Source organism: Pontibacter amylolyticus (assembly GCF_014638845.1).
Classification (GTDB): Bacteria; Bacteroidota; Bacteroidia; order Cytophagales; family Hymenobacteraceae; genus Pontibacter; species Pontibacter amylolyticus.
Genome location: NZ_BMFP01000005.1, coordinates 113,197 through 132,093, shown reverse-complemented (window position 1 = coordinate 132,093; position 18,897 = coordinate 113,197). Strand labels below are relative to the sequence as shown.

General features: G+C 52.7%; 16 protein-coding genes. 8 read left to right on the top strand and 8 right to left on the bottom strand.

Features of this window, described 5'->3' with window-relative positions:
• Positions 1-47 precede the first annotated feature (47 nt).
• Entirely contained in the window at positions 48-812 is a 765-nt protein-coding gene (locus tag IEV97_RS13545; protein ID WP_188502025.1) for a ThuA domain-containing protein, read from the top strand.
• 78 nt (positions 813-890) lie between these two features.
• Complete coding sequence (locus IEV97_RS13540) at positions 891-1,865, top strand: YpdA family putative bacillithiol disulfide reductase (RefSeq protein ID WP_188502024.1); 975 nt, start codon at positions 891-893, stop codon at positions 1,863-1,865.
• On the opposite strand, the gene IEV97_RS13535 is transcribed toward IEV97_RS13540, so the two are convergent.
• From IEV97_RS13535 to fabG, 6 genes are all read right to left on the bottom strand, one after another.
• Positions 1,855-2,412 carry a hypothetical protein gene (locus IEV97_RS13535; protein WP_188502023.1) on the bottom strand — a complete coding sequence of 186 codons (558 nt, stop codon included), beginning with the start codon at positions 2,410-2,412 and terminating at the stop codon, positions 1,855-1,857. The two genes, IEV97_RS13540 and IEV97_RS13535, sit on opposite strands and share 11 nt — an antisense overlap.
• Before the next feature lie 18 nt (positions 2,413-2,430).
• Complete coding sequence (locus IEV97_RS13530) at positions 2,431-3,714, bottom strand: LVIVD repeat-containing protein (RefSeq protein ID WP_229733939.1); 1,284 nt, start codon at positions 3,712-3,714, stop codon at positions 2,431-2,433.
• Positions 3,715-3,833: 119 nt separating this feature from the next.
• Positions 3,834-4,517 (bottom strand): pseudouridine synthase, encoded by a 684-nt coding sequence (locus tag IEV97_RS13525; RefSeq protein WP_188502022.1) that lies wholly within the window; start codon positions 4,515-4,517, stop codon positions 3,834-3,836.
• A gap of 201 nt (positions 4,518-4,718) precedes the next feature.
• Positions 4,719-5,330, bottom strand: a complete 612-nt coding sequence (locus IEV97_RS13520; protein WP_188502021.1) for a GNAT family N-acetyltransferase — start codon at positions 5,328-5,330, stop codon at positions 4,719-4,721.
• A 254-nt stretch (positions 5,331-5,584) separates the two neighbouring features.
• Complete coding sequence (locus IEV97_RS13515; protein ID WP_188502020.1) at positions 5,585-7,666, bottom strand: vWA domain-containing protein; 2,082 nt, start codon at positions 7,664-7,666, stop codon at positions 5,585-5,587.
• 199 nt (positions 7,667-7,865) lie between these two features.
• Positions 7,866-8,612, bottom strand: a complete 747-nt coding sequence (gene fabG / locus IEV97_RS13510) for a 3-oxoacyl-[acyl-carrier-protein] reductase (RefSeq protein ID WP_188502019.1) — start codon at positions 8,610-8,612, stop codon at positions 7,866-7,868.
• Between the two features lie 277 nt (positions 8,613-8,889).
• Here fabG and IEV97_RS13505 point away from each other — a divergent pair, with 277 nt between their 5' ends.
• Positions 8,890-10,224, top strand: a complete 1,335-nt coding sequence (locus tag IEV97_RS13505; RefSeq protein WP_188502018.1) for a M23 family metallopeptidase — start codon at positions 8,890-8,892, stop codon at positions 10,222-10,224.
• A gap of 878 nt (positions 10,225-11,102) precedes the next feature.
• On the opposite strand, the gene IEV97_RS13500 is transcribed toward IEV97_RS13505, so the two are convergent.
• Complete coding sequence (locus tag IEV97_RS13500) at positions 11,103-11,768, bottom strand: tetratricopeptide repeat protein (protein WP_188502017.1); 666 nt, start codon at positions 11,766-11,768, stop codon at positions 11,103-11,105.
• Between the two features lie 212 nt (positions 11,769-11,980).
• Between IEV97_RS13500 and lpdA the strand changes: the two genes are divergently transcribed.
• From lpdA to IEV97_RS13480, 4 genes are all read left to right on the top strand, one after another.
• On the top strand, positions 11,981-13,375 hold the full coding sequence (gene lpdA / locus IEV97_RS13495) for a dihydrolipoyl dehydrogenase (protein ID WP_188502016.1): 1,395 nt from the start codon (positions 11,981-11,983) through the stop codon (positions 13,373-13,375).
• 364 nt (positions 13,376-13,739) lie between these two features.
• A complete protein-coding gene (locus IEV97_RS13490; RefSeq protein ID WP_188502015.1) occupies positions 13,740-14,852 on the top strand; it encodes a fatty acid desaturase family protein in 1,113 nt (370 codons plus the stop codon).
• Between the two features lie 215 nt (positions 14,853-15,067).
• On the top strand, positions 15,068-16,186 hold the full coding sequence (locus IEV97_RS13485) for a fatty acid desaturase family protein (RefSeq protein ID WP_188502014.1): 1,119 nt from the start codon (positions 15,068-15,070) through the stop codon (positions 16,184-16,186).
• A 341-nt stretch (positions 16,187-16,527) separates the two neighbouring features.
• Positions 16,528-17,745, top strand: a complete 1,218-nt coding sequence (locus IEV97_RS13480; protein WP_188502013.1) for a DEAD/DEAH box helicase — start codon at positions 16,528-16,530, stop codon at positions 17,743-17,745.
• 121 nt (positions 17,746-17,866) lie between these two features.
• On the opposite strand, the gene IEV97_RS13475 is transcribed toward IEV97_RS13480, so the two are convergent.
• Complete coding sequence (locus IEV97_RS13475) at positions 17,867-18,145, bottom strand: YMGG-like glycine zipper-containing protein (protein ID WP_188502012.1); 279 nt, start codon at positions 18,143-18,145, stop codon at positions 17,867-17,869.
• 217 nt (positions 18,146-18,362) lie between these two features.
• On the opposite strand from IEV97_RS13475, the gene IEV97_RS13470 reads away from it, so the two are divergent.
• Positions 18,363-18,887, top strand: a complete 525-nt coding sequence (locus tag IEV97_RS13470) for a GNAT family N-acetyltransferase (RefSeq protein ID WP_188502011.1) — start codon at positions 18,363-18,365, stop codon at positions 18,885-18,887.
• The last annotated feature ends 10 nt before the right edge of the window (positions 18,888-18,897 follow it).

Here is an 18,897-nt window from a genome sequence, read left to right as displayed (position 1 = left end):
TTGCCAAGGCTATACCTGAAAAGGGTGAACCAAAAAATGGATTTCATATGAAAGTCAACATACGCTTATACCTGCTCTTGCTGCTGGTGGCCGTCAGTTTTCAAGCCTGCGAACAGGCAGATAGCTCTTTGGTTTCAGACCCTGAAGCAGAGACCTCACGCATCCTCGTCTTTTCCAAAACAGCAGGATTCCGACATGCCTCTATACCTGCTGGCAAGGCGGCAATCCTAAAGTTGGGGCGTGAGCATCAGGTGAAAGTCGATACAACTGAAAATGCAGCGTATTTTGTGGCGGACTCCCTACAGCAATACCAGGCCGTTGTCTTTCTGAACACTACCCTGGATGTACTGAACGCCGAGCAGCAAACAGCTTTCGAAAATTATATTCGCAAAGGCGGTGGCTTTGCAGGTATACATTCCGCCTCAGACACAGAATACGACTGGCCCTGGTACACCAAGCTGGTCGGTGCTCAATTCGAGAGCCACCCTAAAGTGCAGCAGGCAGTAGTTACTGTGGTTGACAAAGACCATCCCGCAACGAAAGGACTGCCAGCCAGGTGGGAGCGCACCGATGAATGGTATAACTTTAAAAGCCTGAACCCGGATGTGCAGGTATTGGCCAGACTGGACGAGTCAGCTTATGAAGGTGGCAAGAATGGAGAGCACCACCCGATTGCCTGGTTTCAAGCCTACGATGGCGGCAGGGCTTTTTATACCGGTCTTGGCCACACCGTAGAAAGTTACAGCGAACCAGCGTTTCTGCAGCACATCTGGGGTGGCATTGCCTATGCAATGGGGAAAGCGGGTGAGTGAATTCGTTTATCTTACGTACTACACTTTCATAAACTTCTGCATACAGTAGTTGTTTTCATCACAACCAGTCACTTTACATTGAATAACACTTTCGACATACTCATAGTAGGCGGTGGCCCCATCGGGCTCGCCTGCGGACTGGAGGCTAAAAAAGCCGGCTTGACCTACCTGATCGTGGAGAAAGGCACGCTGGTGAATTCGCTTTTCAACTATCCCCTCCACATGACCTTTTTCTCCACATCCGACAGACTGGAGATTGGAGGCTATCCGTTTCCCTCTATTCACGCCAAGCCCAACCGCAACGAGGCGCTGGAGTACTACCGCCGGGTAGCCGATGTAGGTGCCCTGAACATCAAACTGTTTGAGGAAGTGACAGCGCTTGTGCCGGAGGGAGAGCTATACCTGATCCACACCAACAAGGCCAGTTACAGGGCAAAGCACGTGATCATCGCGACCGGTTTCTACGACATCCCGAACAGGCTCGGCATACCGGGCGAGGAGCTTGAAAAGGTACGGCATTATTACTACGACCCGCATTTCTACTACAAGCAGAAGGTGGTGGTCATCGGGGCCAACAACTCTTCGGCGGACGTGGCACTGGAGACCTGGCGCAAAGGCGCTGAGGTGACGATGGTGGTGCGCGACGGCGAGCTGGGCCGCATCAAGTACTGGACCAAACCTGACCTGGAAAACCGCATTGCCGAAGGCTGCATCAAGGCCTATTTTAACTCCCGCCTTACCGAAGTGCGGGAAAACGAAGTGGATATCCAGACGCCGGAGGGAAAAATAACGCTTGCTAATGATTACGTGATGGCCATGACCGGCTACCAGCCCAACTTCGCCTTCCTCAAGAAAGTCGGTGTGAAGCTATCGGATGACGTGTACCGGCACCCTTTCCACAACCCCGAAACCATGGAGACCAACCTGCCCGGGCTATACCTGGCCGGCGTGGTGTGCGGCGGTATGGAAACGCATGTGTGGTTTATTGAAAACTCCCGTGAGCACGCCGTGAAGATTGTGAAGCATATAGTAGGGGCGCAGGCTAAAACATAAAGCCCAGCTGCACCGACACGCGCTTGAAGTTGATTTTTTGATCGGTCATGTTGCTCCCCCAGGTGTAGACGGTTTCTGCCTTTTGGGTTTTGTAGCCGGCCGCAAAGGTATAGGCGGTGCTGTTGCCGCTCCTGACCCGGAAGCCCAGTGCCGGATTGAACATCCAACCACCCTTCTTCTTTTCATTGTCAGATTCGTGGCTCAGGAAAGCGGAGCCATACCCTGCATCGACGCTGTAGATCGGGCTGATACGTGTGTTGAAAACCTCCCCACGGATACCCAGAGCAAAAGGGGTGATCAGCAGATTGTTATAAAAATCAAATCCAGTCGTGGCACCGATGGCCAGCAGTCTGTGCAGGCGGAAGCCATTGAAGATCTTTACAGAAGGCGCAGCTACAAAATTGTCTATATCACCCTGTTTGTTGTTGCCATACAGGTAGCCGAGCTCGACAGTGCCCAGGTAGCGTTTTACAGGCGGCTCCTCGGACTGCGCCATCGTTAGTCCGGAAGTTAAAAGAAACAGCGTGAGCAGGTATAGCAATTTCATGGGGTGGCGATAGGGAGATTAGCGTGATACAGGCAGCTTGCTGAGCAGTTTTATGTCTTTCAGGTTGCTGTAGTCGTACTGGTAGAGGCCGTCCTGGCCTATCAGCAGCAGGTTGCTACCCAGCGGAATGATATCAAACGCATCATGCTCCTTGAAATGGGAGATAAGGTTGTCGCTCACTTTCAGGTGGTCTTTCGCATCAAAAATCTTGAGGCCGTACTTGCCTTCACACAGGAAGAGTGTCGAGCGATCTATACCCAGACCGTGCGGATTTTGCATGGGGTAGGTCTTGATAAGCTGTGGACTGCGTGGGTTGCTGATATTGATTACTTCGAGCTGGTTGGTGAAACCGGCGCAGGCATTACCCGAGCGGAGCGTCACCCAGGCCAGGTCGCCCTCCACCACCACCGGGTCGCAGCTGTTGACGTGGGCGTAGGTAGACAAGTGTACCGGCTGGGTCGGGTTGCTGTTGTCGTAGATGTGCATACCTGTGGTGGAGCCGATGAACAACTTGTCCTTGTAAGGGAAGATGGTTTCGATGCCCCAGCCCAGCCTGATTTTCTCACCCTTTTTCGGATTAGCCGTGCTGCTGATATCGAGCACCTGCAGGTCTGAGTTGCTGACCGTGTACAAGTGATCACCGGCGATCGTGAACCTCGCCATGGAGCCGCCTTTGCCAGCCGAATTGCTGGGCTGCACCACGGAGGCCGAAGCGAAGGAACGTCCGTCTAACGTCATCCAGCCATTGCGCCAGCCCAGGCCAGCGCTGTTGCAGTCGGTACCGGCCGGATGTGTTAGCTGCGTCTCTACGAACTCAGAAATAAATACCGAAGCCGTGTCGTTCACGAGCATGCCGAAATAAGTTGGGAAGACATTCTCAACCCGGCTGACCAGCTTAACATCCAGCGGATTGCTGATGTCGAAGGCCACCAGGTCGATGTAATTGTCGGCGTACAGAATATTGCCCTTCACTGCCATGTCCAGATTGCCTGGGATAGAGATAAAGCTCAGGAAACGCGGCGCTCTGGGATTAGAATTGTCGACGATGTGAACCCCTTTATCTATTTCGTTGATGAAGAGGTAGTGACCCTTTGAGTAGATCTTACCTGGCTCTTTGAGGGTTTGTGCAGGCGCTACCTTCACCGCCTGCTGCAGTTCTGCCCGCAGCATGTACACCGGTTCAAACACGGTATAGGTGGTGGTCGATTCACATTCGTCGGAGCAGGAGCTTAGCAGCAGGGCCGGCAGGAAAAGCAACAGGGCGATGGCCTGCTGTAAAACGGGTAGAGGTCCTTTTCTCATGAGAGCTGTTTCTAGATGTGAAATCAAACGAGCGGCCTTTGTAATTTACAGTTACAAGCCCCTTAAGTACAGGACCCCGAAACGATGGAAAGGGTTGTAAGGTGTTGAAAATAATCTTTCTAAAATCTTTTCTTCCTGCTAGAGTTGTTGCGGCTGTCGTAATGACGGCCGCCGGTACTTTTGGGGGCGCTGCCTGGTCTCTTTGGTCTGCTGCCAGTTCCGAAACTGCTGCCAGCGGTTAGGGTTTTCAATTTATCCACTTCTTCGGCTGTCAGTTCGCGGTACTCGCCGGGTTGCAGCTCGCCCAGACTCAGCGGGCCAATAGCGGGCCGGATGAGGCGCAGGGTCGGGAAGCCCACAGCGGCCGTCATGCGGCGCACCTGCCGGTTCATGCCCTGCGAAATTTTGATCTCTACCCAGCTGGTCGGAATGTCTTTCCGGAAGCGGATCGGTTTGGATCGCTCCCATACCTGCGGGGCCTCTTCGAGCAGGCTGGCTTTGGCGGGAGCGGTTTTTACATCCTTGATCACGACGCCGCGGCGCAGTTCCTCCAGTGCTGCTTCAGTAGGTATACCATCCACCTGCACCCAATAGGTTTTCTCGATCTTAAACTTCGGGTCGGAGAGGCGGTGCTGCAGGGCTTTGTCGTCTGTCAGCAATACCAAGCCCTCGCTGTCATAGTCCAGGCGACCGACCGGGTAAATGTTGGGCACAGGCACAAAATCCTTTAATGTCGCCCGGCCTGCCTCGTCTGTAAACTGGGTGAGCACTTCGTAAGGCTTGTTGAGGATAAGGTATTTCAAGTTTAAGAGTTTAAGAGTTGAGGAGTTCTAGAATTTTGACTTATAGTGAAGTTGATGCTATCTAATGGTGCACCGTCAACATTAATCTGAATTAGGATTGATTTTGTCAACAATCAATCATCTATATTGAGAATCCTGCCAATCCGTGGGGGTAGGGAGGCTATATGAAGGTTCAGACAATCAGCAATCAACAATAACAAGCTATACCTGCTCAGGCTGATGAATCCGGAACTGCAGCTTCCATGATTCTTTAAGCTTGTCGTATTCGGGGCGGATGATGGAGTAAAGCACGGAATCTTCGTTGACGCCTTCCACCACGTAATGCTCCCGGATCACGCCTTCGAGTTGCATGCCGTAGTGCTTCAGCAGTTTGATGGAGGGCGTGTTGTAGTCGGCGGCCAGCGCTTCGATGCGGCGCAGGCCCATTTCCTCGAAGCCATACGCCAGCACGGGGCCCAATGCCTCTTTCATGTAGCCCTTTTGCTTGTAGCTGTCCTCTAGCAAGGTATAGCCCACCTCCGCCCGGCGGTGACTCACCACCCAGGTATGGAAACCGCAACGGCCCATCATGGTGCCAGTGGCTTTCTCCAGTATCCTGAAGTTTTTGAAAGAGTGGAAGTAAGTGGTGAGGCCCTTGCTGAACTTATCTTTCTCCTCTGCCAGTTCATCCTCCGTTTTCAGCCCCAGGAAAGCCTTTATTTCCTCGTCGCTGCACGCGGTGAAAAGGTGATTGCTTATCTCAGGCGTATACTCGCTCAGGTATAAGCGGTCTGTTTCCAGGACGACAGGTTGTGGTGCAGTGGGGCTTTTCATAGTCTTTTAATTTCAAATTAAGGATTGAAAATCTGAATTGATGCAAGGTCGGTTCAAACAATTTAAACAGTAGTCGGCAGCACGGTCCCAGCCCCAAGAGCATTTTAATCTTTACGAAATGTAGGTACGAACTGCAAGCCCGCACCGGCGGCAACTGCCTTTGGCACCAGTAAAATCACTAGCGAAAGGAGAATTTGCATGGCAGTGGCGCTTCAAGATTGCAAAACGTCATTTCCTTATAATTGAGCGCAGGTCTAGTAACTTCCATTGTACTTCCGCACAAACCACTCGCCGTATACCAGCGCCAGGATCACAAAGAACAGCCACTTCAGGTCCACCAGGTCGTTGAGCGACTCAGAACTGTAGATCAAATCCTTGTGCTCGGCTTTTAGGATGTCCTGCTCCAGCTGCTGCAGCTGGGCGGGATAATAAAGCTTCGAGCCGGTATTGGCACCGAGTTGGTACAGCAGGTTGTGATCGGCCACCGCATGCAAGGCTTCCAGTTGCCGCTCTTCTACCACAAACTCGCCTTTGTCCTGCTGCAGCGAGCCGTTGATGCGGGCCGAGGCCGTGTAGGTATAGCGACCGCCCGGCAGGGTGCCGATGTTCACGCCCGACTGATTCTCGCCGTTGGCGAACTCAAAAGACTTTTCGGCTCCTTCCGTGTCCCGTATTTTGAGGGTGATGTTCTGTCCGTAAATTGGCTCCAGGGCTTCGTTGTAGGCTTCCGCTGCAAACCGGATTTCGTCGGAGCTGCTGTATTCGTTCAGTTGCGGGTATACGTTCAGGCGCTTTTTGTTGCGGGGCGCTGTGAGCAGTTGCACCAGGTTGGTGATCAGCTTGTCGTACACGGCGGCGTTCTCGTGGGTAGCCGTCTCAGTCAGTCGCCATTGCCAGGTGCCGGAAGCCAGTAGCGCCGCGTTGCGTTTGTCGCCCACGGTCTGCACGGTGAGCAGTGGCTTGGTAGTGCGCACGCGCCCCACTTGCTGGTACAGCACCGTTTCGGTGTTGGGTGTGAGTTGGTAGTCGCCGTAAGGCACCGTGGCTGGCGGATACTGCTGCAGACGCTCGGTGGCTTCCTCGGCTACCTTAAATGTGCTGAAATTGGGGTTGAACACGCTGGTCACTTCATCGGACTGCCCCGGTGTGTTGATGCGGATGCCCACGTTGAGGCGGTTGAAATTACCGATGTCGCTCTGCGGCCCGATAATGTACAGGGCAGGCAAATTCTTCTGGCGCACGAGATTGAGCGCCGCCTCACCACCGGCTGTACGGCCCGGCAGCTGGTGGAGCACGGCCACATCGTAGTCCTGCTGCTTGAGCGTGGTCAGCCCAGGTATAAACAGCTCAGTTTCATAGTTCTCGTTCGACTCAATGGCGGCACGCAGCGCCTTGATATCGGGATGGGGAGACGCGGCAGCGACGAGTACTTTTATCTTGCCTTTCACCACATCGATGTACGCACTCCGGGAGTTGTTGAGATCCGTAAACTCGCCCTGCTCTGGCAGCACTTCCACCTCGTAGTGACGCTTGCCCAGGCCGCTGGCCATCACCTGAAAAGGCACATGCTGCAGCGGCTGTCCGGCTTTGAGGGCAACGGTTTTGCGCTCGATCACCTTCTTGTTCTCTTTCAGCTGCACCGTAACGGACGTGCCATCGAAGCCCTGCTGCTGTATCTCGGCCTCCAGTGGGAAACGGTTACCACTGTAGTTTACCTTGTTGTAGCGCAGCGAAGCCATCACGATGTCCTTCTTCGGCACGGTGTCGCCCACGGCAATGGGGTATATGGTGTAGTTAAAATTAGCGTAAGTGGGGGAGGTGCCCTGGTTCACGATGCCATCCGAAAGCAGGACGACACCAGCTAGGTTTTGCTGCTCAAAATCAAGCTGCACCTTGTGGAGCAACTCGCTCAGATTGGTCGTCTCGGCCTCATATTGCAAATCACTCAAGTCCTGCGGTGCTTCTGCTTCGCTCAATACGCGTACTTCTGTCTGTATACCTTGCGCCTTCAATTTGTTGCGCAATTCCTGCAGTCCCTGCTGCGCCTGACGGAGCTGCACCGAGTCTGAAAACAGCGCCACGGACTGCGAATTGTCTACTGCAAACACAATGGTAGGCGACTGCGTGCTGTTGGTGACATAGCGCACCATCGGACCGAGCAGCAGGAAACACACAAAACTCACCACCACAAAGCGCACTGCCGCCAGGGTATAGTTTATACCTGCAGACCAGGGCGTACGCTTGCTATACAGCAGCCAGGCGTAGAGCGCCCCAACAGCCAGACAGGCCAGGATCAGCCAGGGCGAATAAGTCGTTATGAGGCGGAAGGAATCCAAAGAAGTTTAAGAGTTAAAGAGTTTGGGAGTTTAAGAAGTTCTTCTTCTAAAGAATCAAATAATCTCAGGATTAAAGATAAAAGAAAAAGACCAATGCTACTAACGTAAACGCTTTAGCATTGGTCTGATATTATACATTGAAAGTCCGAGGGAAGTGAATTCTTAACTCACAAACTCTTAAACCCCTCAACTCTTAAACTTAGGTCAGCATGCCGCCGTCTACCTGCAGCACCTGGCCGGAGATGTAAGACGACTGGTCGGAAGCCAGGAAGGCCACGGCGTTGGCCACATCCTCCGGCGTGCCACCGCGTTTTAAAGGTATAGCCTTGCGCCACTCGTCTACCACTTTCTGATCGAGCTCGCCTGTCATTTCGGTTTCGATGAAGCCCGGGGCCACTGCGTTGCAGCGGATGTTGCGTGAGCCCAACTCCAGCGCTACAGACTTCGTGAAGCCGATGATACCTGCCTTGGAAGCCGAGTAGTTGGCCTGGCCGGCGTTGCCTTTTATACCTACTACCGAGGTGATGTTGATGATGGAACCGCTCTTGGCGCGCATCATGTGCTTGGTGGCACCTTTCGTTAAAGCAAACACAGATTTCAGGTTGGTATTGATCACCGCATCCCACTGCTCTTCGGTCATGCGCATCAGAAGACCATCGCGCGTGATGCCGGCGTTGTTCACCAGGATGTCGATCTTGCCAAATTCGGCTACCACATCCTCGATCAGCTTCTCAGCCTGCGCCATGTCAGAGGCGTCGGAGCGGAAACCCTTGGCTTTGCCGCCGTTAGCAGTCAGTTCCTGTTCCAGGGCCTGGCCTTTTTCAACGCTTGAGAGGTAGGTGAATGCTACCTGGGCGCCCATCTCTACCAGCTTCTCGGCTATGGCGCGACCTATACCTTTTGATGCCCCGGTTACGAGGGCTACTTTTCCTTCTAGTGCTTTCATAAGGGTCAAAGTTATAAAAGATTTTTTTATTCAGAAGGGCCGCCGCATTCTCCAGTTTTAGATGGCTACAATTTTCTGATTTTTAGTCGGTTAAGATGAGTTGAACGGGCAAATGTGCAATCGTGGTAATGCGTGTTAAGTCGCTTTGATGCTATAGTTTGATTCTGAATATAGGCTGCAACATATTTATAATCTGAATATTGTGTTCTTGAATATTTTTATTTCTATCGGTTAAACCATATTTTCGTGCCATTCTTCCAACCAAAGGTACCTTGTAATGTTCAAACGTAGTGTCGGACTAGCCATCCTGATCGCGGTGTCGATGTTCGTGTTTATCACGGCAGCGCAAACAATCAGCTTCGAAAAATTCCATTTCTCAGAAAATAAAAAAGCACCTGAGCCGGAGCCTGAACCAGCGGTTGTGGTCAAAAAACCAGCCCCGATCATCTTCGGCATTCCCACCGACACACTCGAAATTGTAGAAGGCACCGTGGAAAGAGGTGAGAACCTCTCGCAGATTCTGGCCAGCTTCAACATCTCGCCGGTCACCATCGACCAACTGGCCCGCAAGTCCAAAAAGATTTTCGACGTACGCCGCATCAACGCCAAACGCAACTATATCATCCTGCACGCCCAGGACTCCGCCCAGACGGCCCGCTATTTCATCTATGAACCAAACGAAGTGGAGTATGTGATCTATGACCTGAACGGGGAACTGGACATACGCCTGGAAAAACGTGAGGTAGAAGTAGTGGAGCGTGCCATCGCCGGTTTTATTGAGAGTTCCTTATTTGAGTCCATTCTGGCTGCCGGGGGCTCGCCGCAACTGGTCAACCACTTTGCCGACATCTACGCCTGGCGCCTCAACCTGAGCCGTCTGCAGCCCGGCGACCATTTTAAACTGATCTATGACGAAAGGCAGGTGAACGGCAATGTGATCGGTTTCGGGAAGATCAAGGCCGCTTACTTTGAGCACGAAGGCAAACCGCTCTATGCTATCGCGTTTGGCCAGGAAGGCCAGAAAGCCGGCTACTACGACCAGGACGGCAAGAGCCTGAAGAAAGCTTTTTTGAGAGAGCCGCTGGAGTACAGCCGCATCAGTTCCCGCTATACCATGAACCGTTTCCATCCGGTGCAGAAGCGCTACAAGCCACACCTGGGCACCGACTTCGCCGCTCCGCGTGGCACGCCGATCCGCACGGTAGGCGATGGGGTAGTGCTGGAAGCCTCCTATACCAAAGGCAACGGCTATTATGTGAAGATCAAGCACAACAAGACCTATACCACCCAGTACCTGCACATGTCCAAATTTGCCAAAGGCATCAGACGAGGCTCCCGCGTAAGCCAGGGCCAGACCATCGGCTACGTAGGCAGCACCGGCCTGGCGACTGGCCCGCACCTGTGTTACCGCTTCTGGAAAAACGGCAAGCAGGTTGACGCTCTGAAAGTGAAATTGCCGTCTGCCCACCCGATCGAAAAGAAGTATAGAGAAGCTTTCGAAGAGTTGAAGTCTGAACTGGAGGGCAAACTAATGGCGATTGAGCCCAAAGGTGTGCAGCAGGAGTTGCTGGCCACGGAGCAACAGAAGAGTTTTAATGAAGAAGAGGTATAACGTTTATTTTAAGTGAAACAAAAAAGGGGCGCTGCGCAGCGCCCCTTTTTTGTTTCTGTAATCCCTCTGCACTCCTTTTTTTGAGAGCCTTACCCCAAAACAGGAGAGTGAGCTTAGATAGCCAGTGGTGGTGCCTAACCTCGCAGTGTCCCCGAAAGGATTCGGGATCTTCGACTTCCGGACCTGCGAGCGTCTAACAGATCGACAGCGGCTGAAAAGGCATAGCCGCGGCCTTTGGTTTAGACACTCGCGGGAGCTGCGCACACCGCGAGGTCTGCAGGAATAGCTTGTCTGAATCAGGATTTTCAGGATTAAGGGATTAACAGGATTCTTGTGCACGATTGTCATCCCCCTGCCCCCTTCGAAGGGGGACTTTCTGCTATTGTCGGTTTTCAGGTATAGCACTATGGTTTCGGTAGTTCTTTCGCTGTACCGGGTCCAACCACCCCTAACCCCTCCTTATCCAAGGAGGGGAGTTTCTGCCACTACTACTTTACAGGTATAAGCGCTGTAGTTGCGATCACAGACCACAGACCACAGACCACTGGCAGGTATAGCAAGGCTATCTTGCCCCGCTGGCAATGAAACAGATCACTTCAGCCAGGTGCACAAAATGACTACCCACTGTTCGAGCGTTCAGCGAGTTTGGGGAGTCTTGATTTTTTTGCTTACTTTTTTCATCAAGGAAAAAAGTGAGTGCCCGCCGCACAGGCGAAGCTATGAAATAAATTAGCTTAGAGTATAGAGAAGCAGCAGCTACGCCAGGTATAGGTAAAGTTATCGGTATAGGTAGTTATACCTGCCACTAGGCCAGAGGCCCCACGATAGCCGTCACAAGTGATGACACTCGCGCCTACGTAGTGCGAACAAAGCTCTTTTTACTTCGCCGAATTAGTAGCAGTAGAATTCTGTCCGCAAAACTGCTTCAGGTATTGCTCCGCTTCTTTCACGCCAAGCTTGTTCGCTTTGATCCAGTCTTCGCAGGCACCGCTCACGTCGCCGCTGGTATAGCGGGGCGCTCCGCGGTTGTAATAGGCTTCGGCATAGTTGGGTTGCAGGGTGATGGCGCGGCCGTAGTCGATGATGGCGCTGCGGTAGTCTTTCAGGGCGAAACGCACCAGGCCGCGGTTGTTGTAGGTGCGGGCCTGTAGCTGATCGATCGAAACGGCCGTGTTGAAATCGATGAGCGCACCCTTGTAGTCCTGCAGGTTATACTTGGAGAGGCCACGACTTACCCAGGCTTCTACGTGTTTCGGATCAAGCGCCAGGGCTTTGTCAAAGTCAGCAATGGCGCCGCGGTAGTCCAATATGCGGTCGCGGGCGATGCCGCGGTTTGTCATAGTGACGATGTGCTCGGGTTCCTGCTTCAGCACCTCGCTGTATTCTTTGATGGCCTCGGAGTACTTGCCAGACTTAAATTTCTGGTTGCCAGCATTGAAATGCTGCAGCGCCGTCTTCTTCGGGGCAGGCTGCGTTGCGGCCTTCTGTGAAAAAGCCGGTAGCGCTAGAAGTACAGGTATGATCAGAAGTAAAATTGTTTTCATGCAGTAGGGGTTACCTCATGTTATGGTGCGCAAAATACAACAGTTCAGTGCAATACCGAACAGCGATGCAATTTTTTGTAGCAATTCTTGGTAATGCCCGCGTGCTGCCTTTTTATAGTGCTATGTTTAACTCAGATAACACTGTTGCAGAACTGGTTTTGTGATGTTGGGATTATCGTTTAATTTTGCTCAGCATTTAAAAAAGAGAAACTATGGCATCAAAATACGATTTGGTAGTGCTGGGTAGCGGCCCGGGCGGTTATGTAGCGGCCATCCGCGCGTCGCAGCTGGGTTTAAAAGTAGGTGTGATCGAGCGTGAGTCGCTGGGCGGCATCTGTTTGAACTGGGGCTGTATCCCGACCAAAGCATTGCTTAAGAGCGCAAACGTTTTCGAATACATCAACCATGCGGCCGACTACGGCATTACGATCGGGGAGGCCTCTGTAGACTTCAACGCGGTAATCAAGCGTAGCCGCGGTGTGGCTGACGGCATGAGCAAGGGCATCCAGTTCCTGTTCCGCAAAAACAAGATCGACGCCATCATGGGCACCGGTAAAGTGGTAGCTAAAGGCAAGATCGAGGTAACCAACGCCGAAGGCAAAAAAGACACCGTAGAGGCGGACCACATTATCCTGGCAACAGGCGCCCGCTCACGCGAGCTGCCTAACCTGCCCATCGACGGCAAGAAGATCATCGGCTACCGTCAAGCCATGGCGCTTGACAAAATGCCGGAGAGCATGGTCGTAGTGGGTTCGGGCGCCATTGGCGTGGAGTTCGCTTACTTCTATAATGCCATGGGCACGAAAGTGACCATCGTGGAGTACCTGCCGAACATCGTGCCGGTAGAGGACGAAGAGGTATCGCGTCAACTGTCCAAGTCATTCCGCAAGTCGGGCATCAACATCATGACCGATGCTTCTGTGGAGTCTGTGGACACCAGCGGTGACCTTTGCAAAGTGAAAGTGAAAACGGCCAAAGGCGAAGAGACGCTGGAGGCGGAAGTGGTGCTTTCGGCGGTAGGTATACAGACCAACCTTGAGAACATCGGTATTGAGGAACTGGGCATTAAGGTAGACAAAGGCCGCGTGATCGTGGACGAGTACTACAAGACCAACGTGGACGGCATCTATGCCATCGGCGATATCGTGCCAGGCCCGGCATTGGCGCACGTAGCATCTGCCGAGGGCATCATCTGCGTGGAGGCCATCACAGGTCACGATCCGGAGCCATTGAATTATGGCAACATCCCGGGCTGTACGTACTGCTCTCCAGAGATCGCTTCGGTGGGTCTGACGGAGAAGGCTGCGCGTGAGCAGGGCCTTGACATCAAAATTGGCAAGTTCCCGTTCTCGGCTTCCGGCAAGGCAAGCGCCGCCGGCGCGAAGGACGGATTCGTGAAAGTGATCTTCGACGCCAAATACGGCGAGTTCCTGGGTGCGCACATGATCGGTGCCAACGTAACGGAGATGATCGCTGAGGTAGTAGTTGCCCGCAAACTGGAAACCACTGGTCACGAAATCATCAAGTCGGTACACCCGCACCCAACCATGAGCGAAGCCATCATGGAGGCTGCCGCAGCCGCTTACGACGAAGTAATTCACCTGTAATTTTTCAGGTATAGCTTTAAAAAGCCTGGCCGGAGTACATCTGGTCAGGCTTTTTTTATGTATTTACTGGCCTGGCCATTGGCTTTTTTTGGCTTTATATTTGAAGTTCCGAAGCTTATATTTATGTGATTTTGACTATATTGCAAACATTGTCAGGTGTGTAAATACCTGTCGTATCGCTTTTAACAAGGAATTGAACGCTGAAGCAAGCAGCAAAAGAGTCTTGGGGTGGTGCAATAGCGCTGAACTTAATTAAGCCGAATTCGCTTTTACATATTGAAACTTAGTACACCCTCAGTTCACTCTCTGTGCCTTTTTGCCCCTATGTGTGAGTTCTGATTTTTCACACAACATCCTAAAAACTATGAAGCTGCAAAGCAAAGTCAAGTTTGTCAACAAAGACAGAAGCCTGTTCTTTCCGACACTCCGGAAGCGTGTAGACGCTTATTTCGCCGAGAACAATATCCCCAAAACTGCCAACAACGCCATGATTGTCAAGAGCGTGGTGCTGTTGCTCACCTACCTCCTGCCTTTTGTGGCCCTGCTTGTTTTTACACCCGGTTTGGGCGTTAGCCTGCTGCTGTGGTTCGTGATGGGTTTGGGTGTGGCAGGTATAGGGATGAGCGTGATGCACGACGCTAACCACGGCGCCTTCTCCAACAGCAAGCGTGTCAACGACCTGATGGGCCATACCCTGAATTTAGTGGGCGGCTCCGCCTTTAACTGGAAACTGCAGCACAACATCCTGCACCATACCTACACCAACGTGGTGGACATGGACGAGGATATTCAAGACCGGCTGGTGCTGCGTTTTAACCCCCACAGCAAAGTAAAGTTCTTCCACAAGCTGCAGTGGGTGTACGCCTTCGTTTTCTATGGCTTGCTGACCCTCTACTGGGTGGTGGCCAAGGACTTTGTGCAGTATGCGCTTTTCAAAAAGAACGGCGTGAACAACAACACGGCAGCCGAGAACAGGAACTGGTTCATGAAACTGGTTGCCATGAAAGCGCTGTACTTCTTTGTGATGTTTGGGGTGCCGACCCTTTTCTTCGGAATTCCTTTTCTGCAGGTGTTGCTGGGCTTTTTGCTGATGCATTTTGTGGCCGGCATTATCCTGACGGTTGTGTTCCAGTTGGCGCACACTGTGGAGGGAACCACGCACCCGAGGCCAGACGAGACCGGGGTGATTGAGAATGACTGGGCGATACACCAGATGAACACGACCGTTAACTTTTCGCGTCATAACAAGATCCTGTCGTGGTACGTGGGCGGATTGAACTTCCAGGTGGAGCATCACCTTTTTCCGCGTGTATGCCATGTGCATTACCCGGCCATCGCAGGTATAGTGAAAGATACGGCCGAAGAATTTGGCGTTCCCTATCTCGAGAATGAGACCTTTGGGCAGGCCGTACGCTCCCATATCGCCACGCTGCATCGCTTTGGCAGGCTACCGGGCTTGAACGAGGCCATCGGCTAACAAAATCAAATTACCCGCACCTGCTTATACTCCCGCATTTCCACGCTATATTTGTAGCCTCCTTTGCGTATCTGATCGGCTGAATTCATTCTGGTCAGCACCTGCATACAGCAGGGAAACACAGTTTGGAGTGGCAAAGACAAACACATAACCAACTGATTCGTAGGATATACCTCCCTCGGGTGAGTTTTGAATAAGAATATCAAGTAGATTAAATGAAGCTTAAAGGCAAAGTAAAATTCGTTAACAAAGAAAAAAGTCTGTTTTTCCCGACGCTCCGCAAACGTGTGGACGCCTATTTTTCTGAAAACAACCTGCCCAAATCCGGCAGTGCCAACCTGCTGGTAAAGAGCATAGTGCTCTTGCTGATGTACGTGGTGCCGTTTGCGGCCCTGCTTGCCTTCACACCAGGTATAGGCATCAGCCTGCTGCTGTGGTTTGTGATGGGCCTGGGCGTAGCCGGCGTGGCCATGAGCGTGATGCACGACGCCAACCACGGCGCCTTCTCCAAAAACAAGACGGTGAACTACCTGATGGCGCACTCGGTGAACCTGCTGGGGGCCTCCGCCTTTAACTGGAAACTGCAGCACAACATCCTGCACCATACCTACACCAACGTAGTGGACATGGACGAGGACATCGACGACATGGTGGGCCTGCGTTTTTCCCCACATACTGATGTGCGTTTCTATCATAAGCTGCAGTGGGCGTACGCTCTGTTTTTCTACGGGCTGCTCACCTTGTACTGGGTCATTCTGAAAGATTTTGTGCAGTTCTTCAAGTACATCAAGAGCGGCGTAAACGCCAACTCCAAATCAGAAAACACAGTGGCCTTTCTGAAGATCGTCGCCTTTAAAGTGCTGTACTTCTTCTCTATTCTGGTAGCCCCTACACTGATTTTCGGTATACCTTTCTGGGAAGTGCTGGTTGGTTTTGTGCTGATGCACTTTGTGGCGGGCATTATCCTGTCGACGGTGTTTCAGCTGGCGCACACGGTGGAGGGTACCAGCCATCCGCTGCCAAGTGAGAGTGGCGTGATCGAGAATGACTGGGCCATCCACCAGTTGAGCACGACCGCCAATTTTGCGCGCAAGAGCAAGTGGCTGTCGTGGTATGTTGGCGGACTGAACTTCCAGATCGAGCACCATTTGTTCCCCCGCATCAGCCACGTGCACTACCCGGCCATCGCGGAAATCGTAAAACAAACCGCGGCTGAGTTTAACCTCACCTACATCGAGAGCAAAACCTTCATGCAGGCCGTGTACTCGCATCTGAACACCCTGCACCGATTCGGGCGACTGCGCCTGCCGAACCTGAACGAGGTAATGGCGTAGCGCATTTGGCAAAAGACCTTTTGACTTTTTGACAAAGGACAAAAGACTTTCTGAATACAGCGAATCAAGAACGGCGGAAAGGGATTTCCGCCGTTTTTTGTTTGGCTCAGGTATAGCGGCCTGTGCTCGTTCGGTCTACCTTTGCAGAAGAGAAATTTCGGGGTTGGCTTTAGATAGTTTGAAAGATCTTCTTGAGTCGGAGTTAGTCAAGGAGATAAAGGGAATTAGCTTATCGCTTCTTATGAAATAGAATCTCTCCAAAATGAAAATTGACGAAAGTCCTTTGTCTTTTGTCCAACCGTCTTTTGTCAAGAACCTTTTGTCAACAAACCGCTGCCGTTATGACCTTCAAAGACCTATCCCTGATTTCACCCATCCTGCAGGCGCTGGAAGAGGCGGGCTATACCCAGCCCACACCCATCCAGTTGCAGGCCATACCTGAAGTGCTGCAAGGGCGCGATTTGCTGGCGACGGCCCAGACGGGTACGGGCAAAACGGCCGCCTTCGCTATACCTGTTCTCCAACTGCTGCAGGGGCAGGCTATACCTGAACCACGGACAATCCGGGCACTTGTGCTCACGCCCACCCGCGAGTTGGCCAGCCAGGTAAGCGATAGCTTTGCAGCCTACGGCAGGTATACCGGCCTGAAGCACCTGGTGGTATATGGGGGCGTGCCCTACAAAGTGCAAACTGAAGCCCTGCAGGCGGGTATAGACATTCTGGTAGCCACCCCCGGCCGTCTGCTCGACCTGCTCGACCAGGGCTTTGTGGATTTGCAGTATGTGCAGCTGCTGGTGCTCGACGAGGCCGACCGCATGTTGGATATGGGCTTCCTGCAGGATATCCGGCGGGTGCTGCAGGCTATACCTGAAAAGCGGCAGACCCTGTTCTTTTCGGCCACCATGGCCCCTGAGGTAAGCAAGCTGGCCAAGAAGATATTGACCGAACCTGCAACTGTGGAAGTTTCACCCGTTTCATCGTCGGCAGTCACCATCCGGCAAGAGCTGTATTATGTGAAGAAAGCGAACAAAACACCTTTGCTGCTGCATCTGTTGCAGCACGCAGGTATAGACCGTACGCTGGTGTTTATGCGCACCAAAGAGGGGGCCGACAAGCTGGCCAAAGAACTCAGCACCGCAGGTATAGCCGCCGAAGCCATCCATGCCGACCGTGCCCAGCGCGACCGGGAGCGGGTGCTGGAAAGCTTTAAAAACAGTGAAACACATGTGCTCGTCGCGACTGATGTAGCCGCCCGGGGAATTGATGTAGAGGAACTCTCGCACGTGATCAACTACGAGTTGCCCTTTGAGCCGGAAACCTATGTGCACCGCATCGGCCGCACGGGCAGGGCAGGGGCGGCCGGTGTGGCCATCACCTTCTGTGGCGCCAGCGAAACGCCCTTGCTCATCGCCATCCAAAACCTGACCGGCAAAGCCATCCCTGTGGTAGACCAGCATCCTTTTCCGCTCACCGCGCAGGATTTTATGGAGGCCGCCGCTGGTTCTAAGAACGACAAGCGCACAGGCAGGGGAGGGAAAGGCAAGCGGGGGAGAAGGTAGCACAGGAACTCACGGTGTGCGCAACTTCCACAAGTGTCTCGCAACGAACCTGACTTTACGCAAACAAAACAGGCCACCGGTTTCCCGACGGCCTGTTTTTGTTCTCAACGATAGGCTATACCTATCGCTCGTCTTGCGGCTGCTGGTTATTTTCCCGCTCCCGCTGGCGTTCCCGCTTTTTCTTGTCTTTCTTGCGTCCGATGGCGCCACCACCGACTGCACCGGCCGCGCCGCCAATCACCGCGCCCGAGGTACCGCCCACGGCGGCACCTGTCGCAGCGCCTGCCGCGCCGCCTATTACGGCGCCTTTCTTTTTACTGCTCCAATTGTCTGAGCCAGCACAACCACCTAGTAGAAATGCTGACATTAATGCAAAGGTTAATATTCTTATATTTTTCATAGTTCATTGATTTTCAAGTGACTGTTATACGGATTGAGGGAATGTGTTGTTTTCGATGCCTTTCGAAATAGTGCAATTTGAATCTGAAGTGCAGGCCAGCTCTGGGAGGTAGCGTGAAACAATTATCGGGCGGAGATAGAAATTTAAGCCTACAGGCAGCAAAAAAACAACCGCACCGTAGTATATTAGCTTACGCAATTTCTATTACAGACACTCCATGACCGACATTGCCATATCACCCTGCCTGCTTTCAGACCTGCCCGACCTGCGGGACATCGCCATAGAGGCTTACAACGACCATTATACCTACCTCTGGCACGACGGCGGTGCCTGGTATCTGAACCGGTGCTTCTCGGAGGAGGCGCTGCGCAATGACCTGGCTAATCCGAATGCTGCTTATTTCATGATTCAGTACCAGGACGAACCGGTGGGCTTTATGAAGTTCAACAAAGACAAGGCCTTGGAGGGCTATACCGACGCCGAGTGCCTCGAACTGGAGCGGCTATACCTGGTCGACCGCGCCTCAGGTATGGGTATCGGTAAGTGGGCTGTGGATTTTACGGTGCAGTACGCCCTGGAAAGCGGCAAGCGCCTGGTCTGGCTCAAAGCCATGGACAGCAGCCGCTCCGTGGACTTTTATGAGCAGAACGGCTTTGTGCGCTGGGGAACCGACGAGCTCGATTTTGAGCAGATGAAGGAAATATACCGTGGCATGGTGATCATGAAAAGAGACATTGCCTGATGCGCTGAAT